This is a genomic window from Arsenicicoccus sp. UBA7492, from assembly GCF_002479615.1.
In the GTDB taxonomy this organism is placed as follows: Bacteria; Actinomycetota; Actinomycetes; order Actinomycetales; family Dermatophilaceae; genus Arsenicicoccus; species Arsenicicoccus bolidensis.
In genome coordinates, this window is record NZ_DLOE01000009.1 from 101,700 (window position 1) to 116,450 (window position 14,751).

At 73.8% G+C, this 14,751-nt stretch carries 16 protein-coding genes and 1 pseudogene; 12 read left to right on the forward strand and 5 right to left on the reverse strand.

Going from position 1 to position 14,751, the window contains the following annotated elements; genetic code table 11:
• The first annotated feature begins 8 nt into the window (after nucleotides 1–8).
• The 10 genes from hisD (at nucleotide 9) to B4E97_RS02660 (ending at nucleotide 9,305) form a co-directional block, all read left to right on the forward strand.
• Entirely contained in the window at nucleotides 9–1,358 is a 1,350-nt protein-coding gene (gene hisD, locus B4E97_RS02615; protein ID WP_029211426.1) for a histidinol dehydrogenase, read from the forward strand.
• Nucleotides 1,355–2,506, forward strand: a complete 1,152-nt coding sequence (locus B4E97_RS02620; protein WP_286958603.1) for a histidinol-phosphate transaminase — start codon at nucleotides 1,355–1,357, stop codon at nucleotides 2,504–2,506. Before hisD ends, B4E97_RS02620 begins: the two co-directional genes overlap by 4 nt.
• On the forward strand, nucleotides 2,506–3,132 hold the full coding sequence (gene hisB, locus B4E97_RS02625; protein WP_286958605.1) for an imidazoleglycerol-phosphate dehydratase HisB: 627 nt from the start codon (nucleotides 2,506–2,508) through the stop codon (nucleotides 3,130–3,132). The genes B4E97_RS02620 and hisB overlap by 1 nt, the downstream gene beginning before the upstream one ends.
• Nucleotides 3,133–3,191: 59 nt before the next feature.
• On the forward strand, nucleotides 3,192–3,839 hold the full coding sequence (locus B4E97_RS02630; protein ID WP_286958607.1) for a hypothetical protein: 648 nt from the start codon (nucleotides 3,192–3,194) through the stop codon (nucleotides 3,837–3,839).
• The gene (hisH, locus tag B4E97_RS02635; RefSeq protein ID WP_286958608.1) at nucleotides 3,836–4,483 is read left to right on the forward strand and encodes an imidazole glycerol phosphate synthase subunit HisH; all 648 of its coding nucleotides are present in this window, start codon (nucleotides 3,836–3,838) and stop codon (nucleotides 4,481–4,483) included. Before B4E97_RS02630 ends, hisH begins: the two co-directional genes overlap by 4 nt.
• Nucleotides 4,484–4,506: 23 nt before the next feature.
• Nucleotides 4,507–5,754: an FAD-dependent oxidoreductase gene (locus B4E97_RS02640; protein ID WP_286958610.1), complete on the forward strand. Its 1,248-nt coding sequence runs from the start codon at nucleotides 4,507–4,509 to the stop codon at nucleotides 5,752–5,754.
• Between the two features lie 4 nt (nucleotides 5,755–5,758).
• On the forward strand, nucleotides 5,759–6,961 hold the full coding sequence (locus B4E97_RS02645) for a cysteine desulfurase-like protein (protein ID WP_286958612.1): 1,203 nt from the start codon (nucleotides 5,759–5,761) through the stop codon (nucleotides 6,959–6,961).
• A 75-nt stretch (nucleotides 6,962–7,036) separates the two neighbouring features.
• On the forward strand, nucleotides 7,037–7,786 hold the full coding sequence (gene priA / locus B4E97_RS02650) for a bifunctional 1-(5-phosphoribosyl)-5-((5-phosphoribosylamino)methylideneamino)imidazole-4-carboxamide isomerase/phosphoribosylanthranilate isomerase PriA (protein ID WP_286958614.1): 750 nt from the start codon (nucleotides 7,037–7,039) through the stop codon (nucleotides 7,784–7,786).
• On the forward strand, nucleotides 7,783–8,604 hold the full coding sequence (locus B4E97_RS02655; protein WP_286958615.1) for an SseB family protein: 822 nt from the start codon (nucleotides 7,783–7,785) through the stop codon (nucleotides 8,602–8,604). Before priA ends, B4E97_RS02655 begins: the two co-directional genes overlap by 4 nt.
• 89 nt (nucleotides 8,605–8,693) lie before the next feature.
• Nucleotides 8,694–9,305 (forward strand): serine O-acetyltransferase, encoded by a 612-nt coding sequence (locus B4E97_RS02660; protein ID WP_029211417.1) that lies wholly within the window; start codon nucleotides 8,694–8,696, stop codon nucleotides 9,303–9,305.
• A 4-nt stretch (nucleotides 9,306–9,309) separates the two neighbouring features.
• Here B4E97_RS02660 and B4E97_RS02665 read toward each other — a convergent pair whose 3' ends face one another.
• From B4E97_RS02665 to B4E97_RS02675, 3 genes are read right to left on the reverse strand one after another with little or no spacing between them, the layout of a single operon-like run.
• Nucleotides 9,310–10,887 carry an amidohydrolase gene (locus tag B4E97_RS02665; protein ID WP_286958617.1) on the reverse strand — a complete coding sequence of 526 codons (1,578 nt, stop codon included), beginning with the start codon at nucleotides 10,885–10,887 and terminating at the stop codon, nucleotides 9,310–9,312.
• Nucleotides 10,884–11,429, reverse strand: coding sequence for a TetR/AcrR family transcriptional regulator (locus B4E97_RS02670; protein ID WP_034252611.1), 546 nt, complete (start codon nucleotides 11,427–11,429; stop codon nucleotides 10,884–10,886). Before B4E97_RS02670 ends, B4E97_RS02665 begins: the two co-directional genes overlap by 4 nt.
• A gap of 10 nt (nucleotides 11,430–11,439) precedes the next feature.
• Complete coding sequence (locus B4E97_RS02675; RefSeq protein ID WP_286958619.1) at nucleotides 11,440–12,024, reverse strand: SRPBCC domain-containing protein; 585 nt, start codon at nucleotides 12,022–12,024, stop codon at nucleotides 11,440–11,442.
• 65 nt (nucleotides 12,025–12,089) lie between these two features.
• Here B4E97_RS02675 and B4E97_RS02680 point away from each other — a divergent pair, with 65 nt between their 5' ends.
• Nucleotides 12,090–12,683: a pentapeptide repeat-containing protein gene (locus B4E97_RS02680; protein WP_286958621.1), complete on the forward strand. Its 594-nt coding sequence runs from the start codon at nucleotides 12,090–12,092 to the stop codon at nucleotides 12,681–12,683.
• Between the two features lie 4 nt (nucleotides 12,684–12,687).
• Here B4E97_RS02680 and B4E97_RS02685 read toward each other — a convergent pair whose 3' ends face one another.
• Both B4E97_RS02685 and B4E97_RS02690 read right to left on the reverse strand, forming a co-directional pair.
• Nucleotides 12,688–12,825 (reverse strand): hypothetical protein, encoded by a 138-nt coding sequence (locus B4E97_RS02685; RefSeq protein ID WP_286958622.1) that lies wholly within the window; start codon nucleotides 12,823–12,825, stop codon nucleotides 12,688–12,690.
• A 24-nt stretch (nucleotides 12,826–12,849) separates the two neighbouring features.
• The gene (locus B4E97_RS02690; RefSeq protein ID WP_286958623.1) at nucleotides 12,850–13,437 is read right to left on the reverse strand and encodes an IclR family transcriptional regulator; all 588 of its coding nucleotides are present in this window, start codon (nucleotides 13,435–13,437) and stop codon (nucleotides 12,850–12,852) included.
• A gap of 355 nt (nucleotides 13,438–13,792) precedes the next feature.
• Here B4E97_RS02690 and B4E97_RS02695 point away from each other — a divergent pair.
• Nucleotides 13,793–14,746: pseudogene (locus B4E97_RS02695) on the forward strand (MFS transporter); the annotation flags it as partial.
• Between the last annotated feature and the right edge of the window lie 5 nt (nucleotides 14,747–14,751).

Genomic DNA, 14,751 nt, shown 5'->3' on the forward strand with positions numbered 1-14,751 from the left:
TGGCCCGCATGCTCTCGATCGATGACCTGCGCGGTCGCGTGCTCGACGCACGCGCGCTGCGCGACACGTTGCCCCGGGCCGAGCTCGACGTGGAGGCTGCTCTCGACGTCGTCCGTCCGATCTGCGACGACGTGCGTCATCGGGGGGCGCCGGCGCTGCTGGAGCTGGGGGAGCGCTTCGACGGGGTCCGGTCCCCGAGCCTGCGGGTCCCGGCCGACGTGCTCGCCGCGTCCGTCGAGCGGCTCGACCCCGACGTGCGCGCGGCCCTCGAGGTCGCGATCGAGCGGGCCCGTCGCGTGCACCGCGCCCAGCGGCGCCAGGACGTCACCACCCAGGTCGTCCCCGGCGGCACCGTCACCGAGCGCTGGGTGCCGGTCGAGCGGGTGGGCCTCTACGTCCCCGGCGGCCTGGCCGTCTATCCCTCCAGCGTGGTCATGAACGTCGTCCCCGCGCAGGAGGCCGGCGTCGGCTCCCTCGCGGTGACCAGCCCGCCCCAGCGCGAGAGCTCCGGGGTGTTCGCGGGCTACCCGCACCCGACGATCCTCGCCGCGTGCGCCCTCCTCGGTGTGGACGAGGTGTATGCCGTGGGCGGGGCCCAGGCCGTCGCCATGTTCGCCTACGGCGTGGCCGCCGACGACGCCACCGGCACCCCGGCCATCGAGCCCGCCAACCTGGTCACCGGCCCGGGCAACGTCTACGTCGCGTCGGCCAAGCGCCTGCTGCAGGGGGTCATCGGCATCGACGCCGAGGCCGGCCCGACCGAGATCGCCGTGCTCGCCGACGACTCGGCCGACCCCGACCACGTGGCGGCCGACCTGATCAGCCAGGCCGAGCACGACCCGCTCGCGGGGTCCGTGCTGGTCACCGACTCCGAGGAGCTGGCCCGGGCCGTCGTCGCGGCCGTGGAGCGGCGCGTCCCCGAGACCAAGCACGCCGAGCGGGTCCGCACCGCGCTGACCGGCACCCAGTCCGGCATCGTCCTCGTGGACGACCTGGACGAGGGGGTGCGCGTGGTCGACGCGTACGCCGCCGAGCACCTCGAGGTCCAGACGCGCGACGCCGCCGCGGTCGCCGCCCGCATCCGCAACGCCGGCGCGATCTTCGTCGGCCCCTACTCGCCGGTGAGCCTCGGCGACTACGCGGCGGGATCCAACCACGTGCTGCCCACCGGAGGGTCCGCGGCCTACTCCAGCGGCCTGTCGGTCCAGTCCTTCCTGCGCGGGATCCACGTCGTCGACTACTCGGAGGCGGCGCTGCGCGACGTCGCCCGGCACGTGGTCACGCTCGCCCAGTCCGAGGACCTGCCCGGCCACGGGCAGGCGGTCACGGCGCGGTTCGGCGACGAGGTGCCCGCATGACCGACCGCACCCAGCGGGCGGCCGGAGCGATCGAGGAGCTGCTGCGCCCCGACCTGCGCGGTCGCACGGCCTACGGCGCGCCGCAGCTCGACGTCCCGGTCCAGCTCAACACCAACGAGTCCTCCTACCCCGTGCCGCAGGTCGTCGTGGACGCGGTGGCCGAGGCGGTCACCAAGGTCGTCCCCGACCTCAACCGCTATCCCGACCGCGAGTTCACCGCCCTGCGCGAGGCGCTCGCCGGCTACCTGACCCGGACCTCCGGGGTCGCCGTCGACGCGGCCCAGGTGTGGGCGGGCAACGGTTCCAACGAGGTGCTGCTGCACCTGGTGCAGGCCTTCGGCGGGCCGGACCGCCGGGCGCTGGGCTTCACGCCCGCCTACTCGATGCACCCGATCATCACCGAGACAACCGGCACGGCGTTCGTGCACGGGCGCCGCGGCGAGGGCTTCGACGACGTCGCGCACCGCTTCGACCTGTCCACCGCCTCGGCCGTGGCGCAGGTCCGCGACGTCGACCCGCACCTGGTCTTCCTCTGCTCGCCCAACAACCCGACCGGCACCGCCCTCGACCTCGAGACGGTCGAGGCCGTCCACGACGCCGCCCCTCGCGCGGTGGTCATCGTCGACGAGGCGTATGCCGAGTTCGCCCGCCCCGGCACCCCGTCCGCCCTGACGCTGCTGGCCGGTCGCCCGCGGCTCGTGGTCACCCGCACGATGAGCAAGGCCTTCGCGCTCGCCGGGGGACGTCTCGGCTACCTGGCCGCCGACCCGGCGCTCGTCGACGCGCTGCGCCTGGTCCGCATGCCCTATCACCTGTCGTCCGTGACGCAGGCCGTCGCGCGGGCCGCCCTCGAGCACGGCGACCTGATGCTCGGCACCGTCGAGGCCATCAAGGAGCAGCGCGACCGCACGGTCGCCGAGCTGTCCGCGATGGGGTTCACCCCCGTGGCCAGCGACGCCAACTTCGTGTTCTTCGGCAACGTCGCGGACGCCCACGCCACCTGGCAGGCGCTGCTCGACCGGGGTGTCCTCGTCCGCGACGTGGGCATCCCGCACTACCTTCGGGTGACGGCGGGCACGCCGGCCGAGACCGATGCCTTCCTCGACGCCCTGCGCGAGCTCGCCCCGACCCACCGACTGGAGTCCTGATGACCGACCTGCAGGCACCGAGCACGACCCACCGCACCGCCACCATCACGAGGGCGACCTCCGAGTCCCGCATCGAGCTCACCCTCGACCTCGACGGCACCGGTCGCGGCGACGTCTCGACCGGCGTCCGCTTCTACGACCACATGCTCGAGTCGCTCGCCAAGCACTCGCTAATGGACCTCACCGTCCGCGCCGAGGGCGACGTCGACGTCGACGCCCACCACACCGTCGAGGACGTCGCGATCTGCCTCGGCCAGGCGCTGCGCGAGGCGCTCGGCGACAAGCGCGGCATCTCGCGCTTCGGCGACGCCATGGTCCCGCTCGACGAGGCGCTCGCCCAGGCCGTCGTCGACGTCGCCGGGCGCGCGTTCGTCGTGCACGAGGGCGAGCCCGCCGGCCAGGAGTACGTCATCATCGGCGGCCAGTACGTCGGCTCGCTCACGCGCCACGTCTTCGAGTCCGTCGCGCACAACGCCCAGATCGCCCTGCACGTGCGGGTGCTCTCCGGACGCGACCCCCACCACGTCGTGGAGGCGCAGATCAAGGCCTTCGCCCGCGCCCTGCGGTTCGCCTGCCAGCCCGACCCCCGGGTCCAGGGCATCCCCAGCGCCAAGGGAGCCCTCTGACGGTCATGGAGCACGGGGTGCTCCTGGTCAGGGGCCGACGCGATCGCGTGATCCGGTGGGTGCGACGAGGCACCCTGCCGGTCTACGTCGTGCCTCCGGCCGGGCACTCGGCCGTGCCTCCGCCCCGTCCCGCAGCCCGGCCACGCGCCAGGCACCAGGCCTCCGGCCGACACCTGGCCTCCGGCCGGGGCTGGACCGCGCTGGTCGCGGCCGGGCCCAGCCGCGCCATGGCCCCCTACCGCGACGGCGTGGCCATGCTCGCCGCCCACCCCTTGCGCCACGACCTGCGTCCCGCCGTGGGGCTGTTCGTCGACGACGGCCGTGCCGTGGTCACCTGCTGGCCGGGGCGCTGGCGCGGGGGAGCGCGCTGGGTCGTGTGGACCCCGGGCGAGGGCCCGGGCCCCGTGCCCGGCTTCCCCCTGGCGCGCCCGACCGACCTCGCCCGGGCCGCGGGATTCGCCCGGGACCAGGGCGCGCCGGGCGCCATACAGGATGTCCTCGCCGACCCTGGTGGCACGGCCGAGGAGGTGCTGCTCGACCTGGCGGTCCTGCTGGGGCTCCCGCACGCCGAGCTGGTGCGCGGCACGTCCGCCGCCGACCTGCCGGGTGCCGAGCTGGTGACGCCCAAGGACGAGTCCGTCCGACGGTTCGACAAGGTGGTGTCCGACGAGCAGCGTCTGGACGCCGAGGTGGAGGAGGGTCTGTGACCGCACCCGAGGTGGTCGTGCTCGACTACGGCAGCGGCAACGTCCGCTCGGCCGTGCGTGCCCTGGAGCGGGTCGGCGCCCACGTGACGCTGACCGCCGACGAGCGCCGCGTGCTGGACGCCGACGGGCTGTTCGTCCCGGGGGTGGGCAACTTCCACGCCTGCCTGCGCGGGCTTCGGGCGGTCGACGGTCACCGTCTCATCGACGTCCGCCTCTCGGGGTCCCGCCCGGTGCTCGGCATCTGCGTGGGGATGCAGGCGATGTTCGAGGGCTCCAGCGAGCCGTCCGTGCAGGGCGCCGTGCCCGGCCTGGACCAGTGGCCCGGCACCGTCGACCGGCTGCCGGCCGACGTCGTGCCGCACATGGGCTGGTCCCGGGTCGAGGCGCCCGAGGGCACCGTCTTGTTCGACGGGGTCCAGGACGAGCGGTTCTACTTCGTCCACTCCTACGGCGTGCAGGACTGGACCCTCGACCCGCACGGGCCGTTCGAGGCCGTCGCCCCCCGCGTGACCTGGTCCGAGCACGGTGCGCGGTTCGTGGCCGCCGTCGAGAACGGCCCCCTGTCCGCGACCCAGTTCCACCCCGAGAAGTCCGGTGACGCCGGGATGCAGCTGCTCGCCAACTGGGTCGCGACCCTGCGCTGAGGTGGCCAGGCAGGATGGGGGTCATGGCACCTGCACCTGCACCTGCATCTGTGGCGGTGGCCGGCGGCGGACCGGCCGGGATGGTCCTCGGCCTGCTCCTGGCGCGTGCGGGCGTCGAGGTGACCGTGCTCGAGAAGTACCCCGACTTCCTGCGCGACTTCCGCGGCGACACGGTCCACCCGCCGACCCTGCGGCTCCTCGACGACCTGGGCCTGGGGGACGCGTTCCGACGGATCCCGGCGGGCCGGATGACGTCGATGCGGATGCGCATCGGGCGCCGCGACGTGACGATGGGCGACCTGGGCCGTATGCCGGGCCGGTACCGGCATCTCGCGATGGTGCCGCAGTGGGACCTGCTCTCGCTGCTGGCAGCTGCCGCGCAGGCCGAGCCCACGTTCACCCTGCGCCTGTCGAGCGAGGTGACCGGTCTCACCCGAGACCCTGCCGGCACGGTGGACGGTCTCACCTACCGCGACGCCGAGGGGGAGCACCACCTGGCGACGGACCTGGTCGTCGGGTGCGACGGCCGCCGCTCCGCGGTGCGCGACGCCGCGGGCCTCGAGCTGGTGGAGTCCGACCTGCCGATGGACGTGTGGTGGTTGCGCGTCCCGATGGCTCCCGAGGACGAGGCCGACGCCGTGGTCGCCCGCTTCGTGGACGGGCACGTGGTCGTGTCCATGGCTCGCCACGACTACCACCAGGTCGCCTACCTCCTCGCCAAGGGGACGGACGCCGAGCGGCGACGCGGCGACGTGGGAGACCTGCTGCGGGTCCTGGCTCACGAGTTCGGTTGGACCGAGGACCAGCTCGCCGACATCCGGTCCTGGGACGACGTGAGGTTCCTCGACGCCCGGGCCGGCATGGTGCGTCGATGGCGGGCGCCGGGCGTGCTGTGCATCGGCGACGCGGCCCACCCCATGTCACCCGTGATGGGGGTCGGGATCAACCTCGCGGTCCAGGACGCCGTCGCCACGGCCCGCCTGCTCGTCCCGCCCCTGAGGAGCGGGACCCTCGGCGAACAGGACCTCGCGCGCGTCGAGAGGCGTCGCCGGCGACCGACCCGCATCACCCGGGCCATGCAGGACAACGAGCACGAGCACCTGGTCCGTCCCGCCCTGGAGGGCCGCATCGACGACCGGCCCCTGCCGGCCTTCGTGCGCGCGATGCAGATCTCCCCGCGTCTGTCCGGCATCCTCACCTGGCTCCAGATGAGCGCCGTCGGTCATGAACCCACCCCGTCCTGGGCCCGAGCAGCATCTCGGGCAGGATGACGGCATGACCTATGACGTGACCGCCCTCCGCGCGCGCATCCCGGCCCTCGAGGAGGGCACGGCCTACTTCGACGGGCCCGGCGGCACGCAGACGCCGCGCGAGATCGGCGACGCGATCGCCGAGGCGCTGTGCGCGCCGCTGTCCAACCGCGGCACCGGCGCCGCGTCGCAGCGCAACGCCGAGCGGCACGTGGAGCAGTTCCGCGCCGCGGGCGCCGACCTGCTCGGCAGCGACCCGCGCGGCATCGTCCACGGGCGCAGCGCGACGGCCCTGACCTACGACCTGGCCCGCGCGCTCGCGGCGACCTGGCAGCCGGGCGACGAGGTCGTCGTGACGAGCCTCGACCATGACAGCAACGTCCGGCCCTGGACCCAGGCCGCAGAGCGCGTCGGCGCCGTCATCCGGTGGTGGGAGCTCGATCCGGCCACGGGAGAGCTGCCCCTCGCCGCGCTCCGCGAGGTCGTGGGGGAGCGGACGCGCCTGGTGGCCATGACCGGCGCGTCCAACCTGCTCGGCACGATCCCCGACGTGGCCGGGGCCGCCGAGATCACCCACGACGCCGGCGCCCTCCTGCACGTCGACGCCGTCCACCTCGCGGCGCACCGCCTGGTCGACCGCGAGGCCCTCGGCGCCGACTCGCTGGTGTGCTCTCCCTACAAGTTCCTCGGGCCGCACTGCGGCGTCCTCGCCGCCGACCCGGCGCTGCTGGACGAGCTGCATCCCGACAAGCTGCTCCCGTCGACCGACGAGGTCCCCGAGCGCTTCGAGCTGGGCACCCTCCCCTACGAGCTGCTGGCCGGGGTCACGGCGGCGGTCGACCTGATCGCGGGGCTGGCACCCGGCGACGCCCCCACCCGGCGCGCTCGGCTCAGCGCCTCGTGGGAGGCGGTCCACGAGCACGAGCACCGCCTCCACCGCCTCCTCGAGCACAGCCTGGTCGAGCTGCCTCGCGTGCGTGTCCTGTCCCGCGCGCAGGAGCGCACACCCACGTCCTACCTCGTCGTCGACGGCGTGCCCGGCGACGAGGTCAGCCGCGGCCTCCTCGAGCAGGGCGTCCTCGCGCCGGCCGGGCACTTCTACGCCTACGAGGCCTGGCGGCGGCTGGGCCTCGAGCCGGACGTCGGCGTGCGGGTGGGCCTGGCGCCATACACCTCGGACGAGGATGTCCACCGGCTCGTCGAGGCGCTGGGCGCCTTGGCGCGCTGAGCGCCACCGGCGGCTGCTGCCCACCCGGTGACCGCCCGCGGCGCCACGCCGGGCGAGCGCGATAGCGTCGGTCCCGTGACTGACGCACCCCGCCTCGAGCTCCTGCCCGCCGTCGACGTCGTGGACGGCCGGGCCGTCCAGCTGGTCCAGGGAGTGGCCGGCTCGGGGGGCGAGTTCGGCGATCCCTGGCAGGCCGCCAAGGCGTGGCAGGACCAGGGCGCCGAGTGGCTCCACCTCGTCGACCTGGACGCGGCCTTCGGGCGCGGGTCCAACCACGAGCTGCTGGCGGACATCGTCGGGCGGCTGGACCTCAAGGTCGAGCTCAGCGGCGGCATCCGCGACCAGGCGAGCCTCGAGCGGGCGCTCGCGACCGGCTGCCGCCGGGTCAACATCGGCACGGCCGCGCTCGAGGACCCCGAGTGGACGCGGCGCGCGATCGCCGAGGTCGGTGACCGGGTCGCGATCGGCCTCGACGTCCGCGGCACGACCCTGGCGGCCCGCGGCTGGACCAAGGACGGCGGCGACCTGTGGGAGACGCTGGCGCGCCTGGACGCCGAGGGCTGCGCCCGCTACGTCGTCACGGACGTCAACAAGGACGGCATGATGGCGGGCGCCAACGTCGACCTGCTGCGTCAGGTCTGCGCCGCGACCGACCGCCCCGTCGTCGCCTCCGGAGGCCTCTCCACCCTCGACGACATCGTGGCCATCCGGGGTCTCGTGGCCGAGGGGGTCGAGGGCGCGATCGTCGGGTCCGCGCTCTACAAGGGCGCCTTCACGCTCCCCGAGGCCCTCGACGCGGCCGGCCGGCCGAGCTGGCGGCGATGAGCGACCGAGAGCGCGACCCACGGATCGAGCGCCGTATGGCGGGCCACGACGCCTCCCATGGCCACGACACGGGCGGGGTGCCGTGGCACGGCCGCGAGCTGACCGACAACCCGTTCAGCGACGACCGGGGCGAGGTCGACCCGCGGCTCGCCGCGGCGCTGGACGGCGACGTGGACGACGAGTCCCTCATGAGCGCGGTGTCGGCGGCCCGGTTCTTCGTGCCCGTCGTCGCGGCGCCGGGCGAGGGGGCGGCCGTGGGCACCGACTCCGTGGCGGACATGGCCACCGTCGTCCTGACCAGCCCCGATGGCGAGCGGGCCCTGCCGGCGTTCACCGGCCTCGCGACCCTGGCCGCGTGGGACCCCTCGGCCCGACCCGTCCCCGTGACCGCCCAGACCCTCGGCCAGGCCGCCGTCCAGGAGCGCTGCGACCTGCTCGTGCTCGACCTGGGGTCGGACCAGCACCGGGTCCTGCGGCCGTCCATGGTCTACGCCCTCGCCCAAGGGCGGGCCTGGGTGCCGGCCGACCGCGACGTGGTGGTGCAGGAGTCGATCGACGGCGGTCGTCGGGTGGTGCTCGCCGAGGAGCGGCTGGCGGGGCTCGTCCAGGACGTCCGGGTCGGAGGGCTCACCCCCTCCGGCGAGCTGCGGGTCGACGTGGTCGTGCCGCGGGGGCTGGACCGCGAGACCCTGCACCTGGTGCTCGCCGAGGTGGGTCGACAGCTGTCCGAGGACGCCGAGCTGCGGACGCGCATCGACGGTTTGACGTTCTCGGTCGTGGCGGGTCCCGGATCCACCCAGGTTTCCCCGATATGGTGAGCCCCAGGTGTGGGTGTCGCCACCCCATCACGCAGCGTAACCGCGATCGTGACGTCAGGAGCGGGGCTGCCGCACGCGGAGGAGCATCGATGACGCAGCATGACGCCGCACGGCCGGCCAACCCCCTCAAGGCCCGTCTGCTCGACGGCTCCGCCCTGTTGCGGACGATCCGCGAGGACAGACAGACCAACCTCGGGTGGCTCGAGCCCGGCTTCCACGCGCTGGCCGCCTACCGCCTCGGTCGGTGGGCCCTCGACTCCGACCACGAGCCGACCTGGAAGCGTCGCGGCGCCGAGCTGGCCTACACCGTCGGCCACCGCGTCTCGGTCAACGTCTACGGCATCGACATCCCGCGCACCGCCAGCATCGGCCGGCGCGTCATCGTCCAGGAGGCCGCCATCGGCATCCACCCGGGCTCGGTCATCGGCGACGACTGCGTGCTGCGCAAGGGCTGCACGATCGGGGGGACGACCGGCGGCGAGACCTTCGGCGACCAGGCTCCCGTCGTGGGCGACGGTGTCAGCATCGGCGTCAACGCGGTCGTGGCCGGCAAGATCACCGTGGGCGACCATGCCGCCATCGGGCCCAACGTCGCCGTCCTGCGCGACGTCCCGCCGGCCGCCACGGTGATCGCGCCCAAGCCGCGCGTCATCCAGGGGCTGTCGAGCAACGTCGAGCGCGTCGGGGCGTCCGGGGCCTGACCCGTCACGCCGTGGTGCGACGCACCACGCCGCCGACCGCCGTCGTCAGGGCGCGCAGCGCACCCAGCTCGGTGGCGGGCACCCGCCAGGGGTCTCCGCTCCAGGCCACGAGATCGGTGGGCGCTCCCGGGCGCAGCGTCCCCGTGGGTGCCGCCAGGCCGGCCGCCCGGGCCGGGGCGACGGTGAACCCGTGCACCGCCTGGTCGATCGTGAGTCTCTCGTGCGGCTCGAATCCCCCTGCGGGGTGGCCCGTCTCGGGCTCCTGACGGGTCACCGCTGCCTGGATCCCCGCCATCGGGTCGGGCTCCTCGACCGGCGCGTCGGACCCGAGCGCCACCAGGGCCCCGGCCCGCAGCAGGCTCGCCCAGGCATAGGACCGCAGGTCCCGGCCCGCCAGCAGCCGCTCCACGAGCCGGATGTCGCTGGTGCAGTGGGTCGGCTGCATGCTCGCGACCACGTCGAGGGCCGCGAGCCGTGCCACGTCGCCCGGTCGCAGGTGCTGGGTGTGCTCGACCCGGTGGCGCACGGCCGGCGGCCCCGCGAGGCGCCGGGCCTCGGCATACGCCGTCAGCACCCGATGGTTGGCCTCGTCGCCGATGGCGTGCGTGGCGACGCCGAGGCCGGCGCGCGTCGCCCGGACGACGACGTCCACGAGGTCGGGCACGCTGATGACCTCCATCCCGCGCCCGCCGCCCGGGAACGGCTCGCCCATGTGGCACGTGTGCGACCCGAGGGCACCGTCGCTGAACACCTTGACCGGCCCCGTGGACAGCCAGTCGTCCCCGTCGCCGGTGCGGCGGCCCTCGTCGATCGCCTGGTCCAGGGCGGTCAGCGGGACGGACTTGTGGACCCGGATCGTGAGCTCGCCTGCGGCTCGCAAGGTCTCGTATGCCGCCGTGGCGTCCTCGCCGTCGAAGCAGTAGACCCCGGTGAGGCCCACGGCGAGCAGGCGCTGCTGGGCCACCCGCAGCTGGTCGGTGAGGTCGCCGGAGTGGAGCGTCATGAGGTGCTCGCCGGCCATGGTGGCGGACTCGCGCAGGATCCCCGTCGCCCTGCCCACGGCATCGCGCTCGATGGTGCCGCCGGGCGGGTCGGGGGTGTGGTCGTCGATCGAGAGCTGCTGCAGGGCAGGGGAGCTGACCCAGTGCGTGTGGCCGTCGATGGACGGCAGGATGGCCGGTCGGTCGGGGCAGACCCGGTCGAGGACGTCGCGGTCCGGCAGTCCCTCGGGCCAGTCGTTGGCGTCCCAGCGCCCACCGAAGAGCCACCGCCCGGGCTCGAGCCCCGCCACGAACCGCGCGATCTCGGCGAGCGCCTCCCGCTGGGTGGTGCAGTCCCGCAGGTCGACCGTGGTCAGGTCGCGCGCGTAGCCCGCCGTGTGGATGTGGGCGTCCACCAGCCCCGGGGTCACCGTCGCGCCACCCAGGCCGATCGTGCTGGTGATGCCGGTGGTGTGGGCGCGCAGCTCGGCCACGTCTCCTGCGGCCAGGACGTGCTCGTCCTCGGTCAGCAGCGCGGTGGCCGTGGGCCGGTCGGGGTCGAGCGTCCGGAAGGTCGCGTCGATCCACAGGGTCCGCGTCATGACGCGAACGCCGCCGCCCCGACGGCCCAGGTCTGGTCGAGGGGCGACCCCGGCGGGAACCGGTCCTCGATCTCGAGGATCGCCATGCCGTGGCACCACGCCCACAGGGCCTGGGCGCGGGCCGGGTCGCCGCCGGGGGTGACGAGCCAGAACGGCGAGCCGGCCCACTCCTCGAGGCCGGCCGGCAGGGCGTCGCGGGCGAGCGGCTCCACCGTGGCGAGGCGATAGAGCTGGGGCTCGCGTCGCGCCAGGTCTCGATAGGCCGACGCGACCGACGCGACCGTGCGGTCCTGCGCCACGGCCTCGTGCAGCCGGGTGCCGGACTCGACCAGGGCATCGGTGAGCAGGGCGACCCGGATGTCGTCGAGCCCGGTCACGTGCTTGTAGAGCGACGGGGCCTTGATGCCGAGCCGATCGGCCACGGCGCGCGCCGTGACGCAGCCCCACCCCCCGGACGTCAGCAGCGCGCGGGCCGCCTGGACGATCTCGGCCTGGCGGGCCGTGCGGGCGGGCACGGGGGGTGGGGCAGGTGGCGTGGTCACGGGGTCGACGCTAGCGGCCGGCGCCGACGGACCCCCGGACCGCCTCCACCCGGCGTGCCAGCGCGGCGTTGACCGCGGCGAACTCCTCGTCCATCCCGGCCAGCAGACCGGACGCGAACGGCACGATCACGCCGGTGAACTCCTCGCGCTGGGTGAGGCGGGTGACTCCGGGGTGGATCTCCTCCAGGACGAAGGAGTGCTCCCCGTCCGCCACCCGCGGCAGGTAGGTCCGGCCCACCCACCGCAGCTCGCGCCCGGGACGCACGGCCAGGACCTCGGGCGTGAAGGTCATGGTGCCGTCCCCGAGGCGGACGGTGTTGGTGACGGTCCCACCCACCTCGAGACGGCCCTCGCTGCGGGTGATCGCGGGGTTCCACTCCGGGTAGCGGTCGTTGTCGACGAGCACCTGCCACACCTCGGCCGGCGTGGCCCGGATCTCGCTGGTGGCCTCGATGACGTGCGGGCTGCGACGCGACCAGAGGTAGGACCCGACGGCGACGAGCGCGACGACGAGCACGACTGAACCGGTCACGGTGACGATCGTACGGACGGACATGGAGCCCTCCTCGACCCAGGGGCTAACGGCGTTAGCCATGGCACCGACGCTAACGGCGTTAGCCTCAGCGGTCAACCCCCTCACCGCACTGGCATGCTGGCGTCATGACCACCGACGTGACGGGCCGGCGCTTCTCCGGCGAGGACTGGTACGCCCGCGAGCTCGTGGGGGAGCGCTTCGTCGACTGCGAGCTGGTGGACGTCGACCTGACCGAGGCGACCATCACGGACTGTGCGTTCGAGGGGACCCGGTTCCGCAACGTCAGGCTCAACGCCGCCAGGCTCGAGCGCACCCGGCTCACCGGCTGCACGTTCGAGCGGACCTCCTTCTTCGACGCGACCCTGGTCGGCTGCAAGCTCACCGGCTCCGAGCTGGTCGGCTGCACCCTGCTGCCCCTCACCGTCGACGGCGGGGACTGGTCCTACGTCTCCCTGCGGCAGGCCGACCTGCGGCGCGTCGAGCTCACCGGGCTCAACCTCGAGGAGGTCGACCTCGCCGAGGCCGACCTGACGGGTGCCTCGCTCCACTCCTGCCGTATGGCGCGAGCCTCGCTCCGGGGATCCCTCCTGCGAGGCGCCTCCCTCGTCGGGAGCGACCTGTCCGGGGTGCAGCTCGCCGAGGTCGACCTGCGCGGCGTCACGATCGACCTGGCGCAGGCCGCCCTCGTCGCGGAGTCGCTCGGCGCCACGGTCGTCTGAGCGGCTAGCGCAGGCGACGCGCCGCGTGCTGCAGGCCCTGCCGCACGCGTTCGAGGTCGGCGGGCGTGGCGCGGTCGATGGGGATGGTGGCGCACAGTGCCACGCGCTCGCGCCAGCTGCGCCCGGGCAGCGGGATCGACACGCCGCCGAGGCCGACCTCGGTCTGCTACTGGTTGGTGGCGTAGCCCTGCTCGCGGATCGTCCGGATGTCCGCCATGAGCTGCTCGCGGCTGATGACCGTCCACGGAGTGACCCGGCCCAGGCGCTCGTCGGGATAGAGCCGCAGCACCTGCTCGTCGGTGAACTGCGAGAGCAGCAGCTTGCCGGCCGAGATCGCGTGGGCCGGCCGGAGGTAGCCCGGCCGCAGGCTGGCCCGCACGGCCCGGTCGGGCTCCTGGCCGTCGAAGAAGAGCACCTGGGTGCCGATCAGCGCCGCCACGTGCACGGTCTCGGCGGTCAGCGAGACCGCCTCCTCGATGACGGGTCGCAGCCGGGCCCGGTCCGCCTGGTCCAGCCCGCGGGGACGGCTCAGCTCGACGAGCGCCGGGCCGGGGTAGTAGCCGCGCCCACCGGGCCCGAGCATGACGATGTCGCGGTTTCTCAGGGTGTTGAGGATGCGGTACGACGTCGCCCTCGAGCAGCCCAGCTCGCGCGCGACGAGCGTCACGGTGAGGACGTCGTGGGTCGTGAAGAGGGTCATCGCCCGCAGCCCGGCGTCCAGGGACGACAGGGACTGCCCATAGCTCGTGCTCATCTGCCACCCCTTCGTGGCCGTCCTGCCGACCCTCGGCGCTGTCTCGCCCTGCGAGTCAGTCGGCGGGTTCACACCGTACGTCGTCCGACTTCGTCTCGCATGCGGAGTTGTCCGGTGTCGCGGTCTTACGGCGGGTGGACGCCCCGGGCGTTACTGGTGCGCAGAGCGATCCGTGCCAGCCCCGCACGACGCGCCCCCCTCACGACCGAGCCAACGGAGGCCACGGATGAGCACCATCCCCGACCGGGCGGCATCCCCCCAGTCAGCAGAGCCCGCAGAGCCCGCAGAGACTACTGACCACCTCCTGCAGGACACGCACCTGCCGGGGTCCTCGGCGACCCGGACCGTCAAGCAGATGGCCGAGACCTACTGGATCCTCGCGCTGTCCTGCGCCGCCCTGATCTTCGACGGCTACGACATCGTCGTCTACGGCACGATCGTGTCCCGGCTGCTCAAGGACCCCAGCCAGCTCGGCAGCCTGAACGCGGCCCAGGCCGGCACCATAGGCTCCTACGCCCTGATCGGCGTCATGATCGGCGCGCTCGCGGCCGGCGCCGTCGGCGACCACATCGGCCGCCGCAAGATCGTCCTCGGGTCCATCGCGTGGTTCTCCATCGGCATGGCCCTCACCGCCGTTTCCATGAACTTCACCTACTTCGGCGCCATGCGGCTCCTGACGGGGATCGGGCTGGGCGCGCTGCTGGCCACCCTGGGCGCGGTCGTCGCCGAGTTCGCGCCGATCGACAAGAAGAACCTCTTCAACGCCCTCGTCTACTCCGGCATCCCGGCCGGCGGCGTCCTGGCCTCGATCATCGCCCTGGTGGCGCTGCCGATCGTCGGCTGGCGCGGGCTGTTCTGGATCGGCGCCCTGCCTCTGGTGATCCTGCTGCCGTTCGCGTGGAAGAAGATCCCCGAGTCGCCGAAGTGGCTCGAGGCCAAGGGTCGTCACGAGGAGGCGCAGCGGGTCGCCGAGCGCACCGGGGTGGCCCTGGACGGGGCGCCTGCCCGCTCGTCCAGCGCGACCGGCTCGACCGGCTCGATCGAGTCCGCCCCCGTCGCGCCCCAGGCCGTCGAGCGGGTCGGCTTCCGCGGGCTGTTCACCGGCAGCTATCTCGTGCCCACGATCCTGCTCGGCTTCATGTCCTTCTCCGGCCTGCTGCTGACCTACGGCCTCAACACCTGGCTCCCGCGGATCATGGAGTCCTACGGCTTCAACGCGACCTACTCCTTGACCTTCCTCCTGCTGCTCAACACCGGAGCGGTCATCGGTGGCCTGGTCATCGCGGCCCTGGCCGGCCGACCGCGACGGCCGCC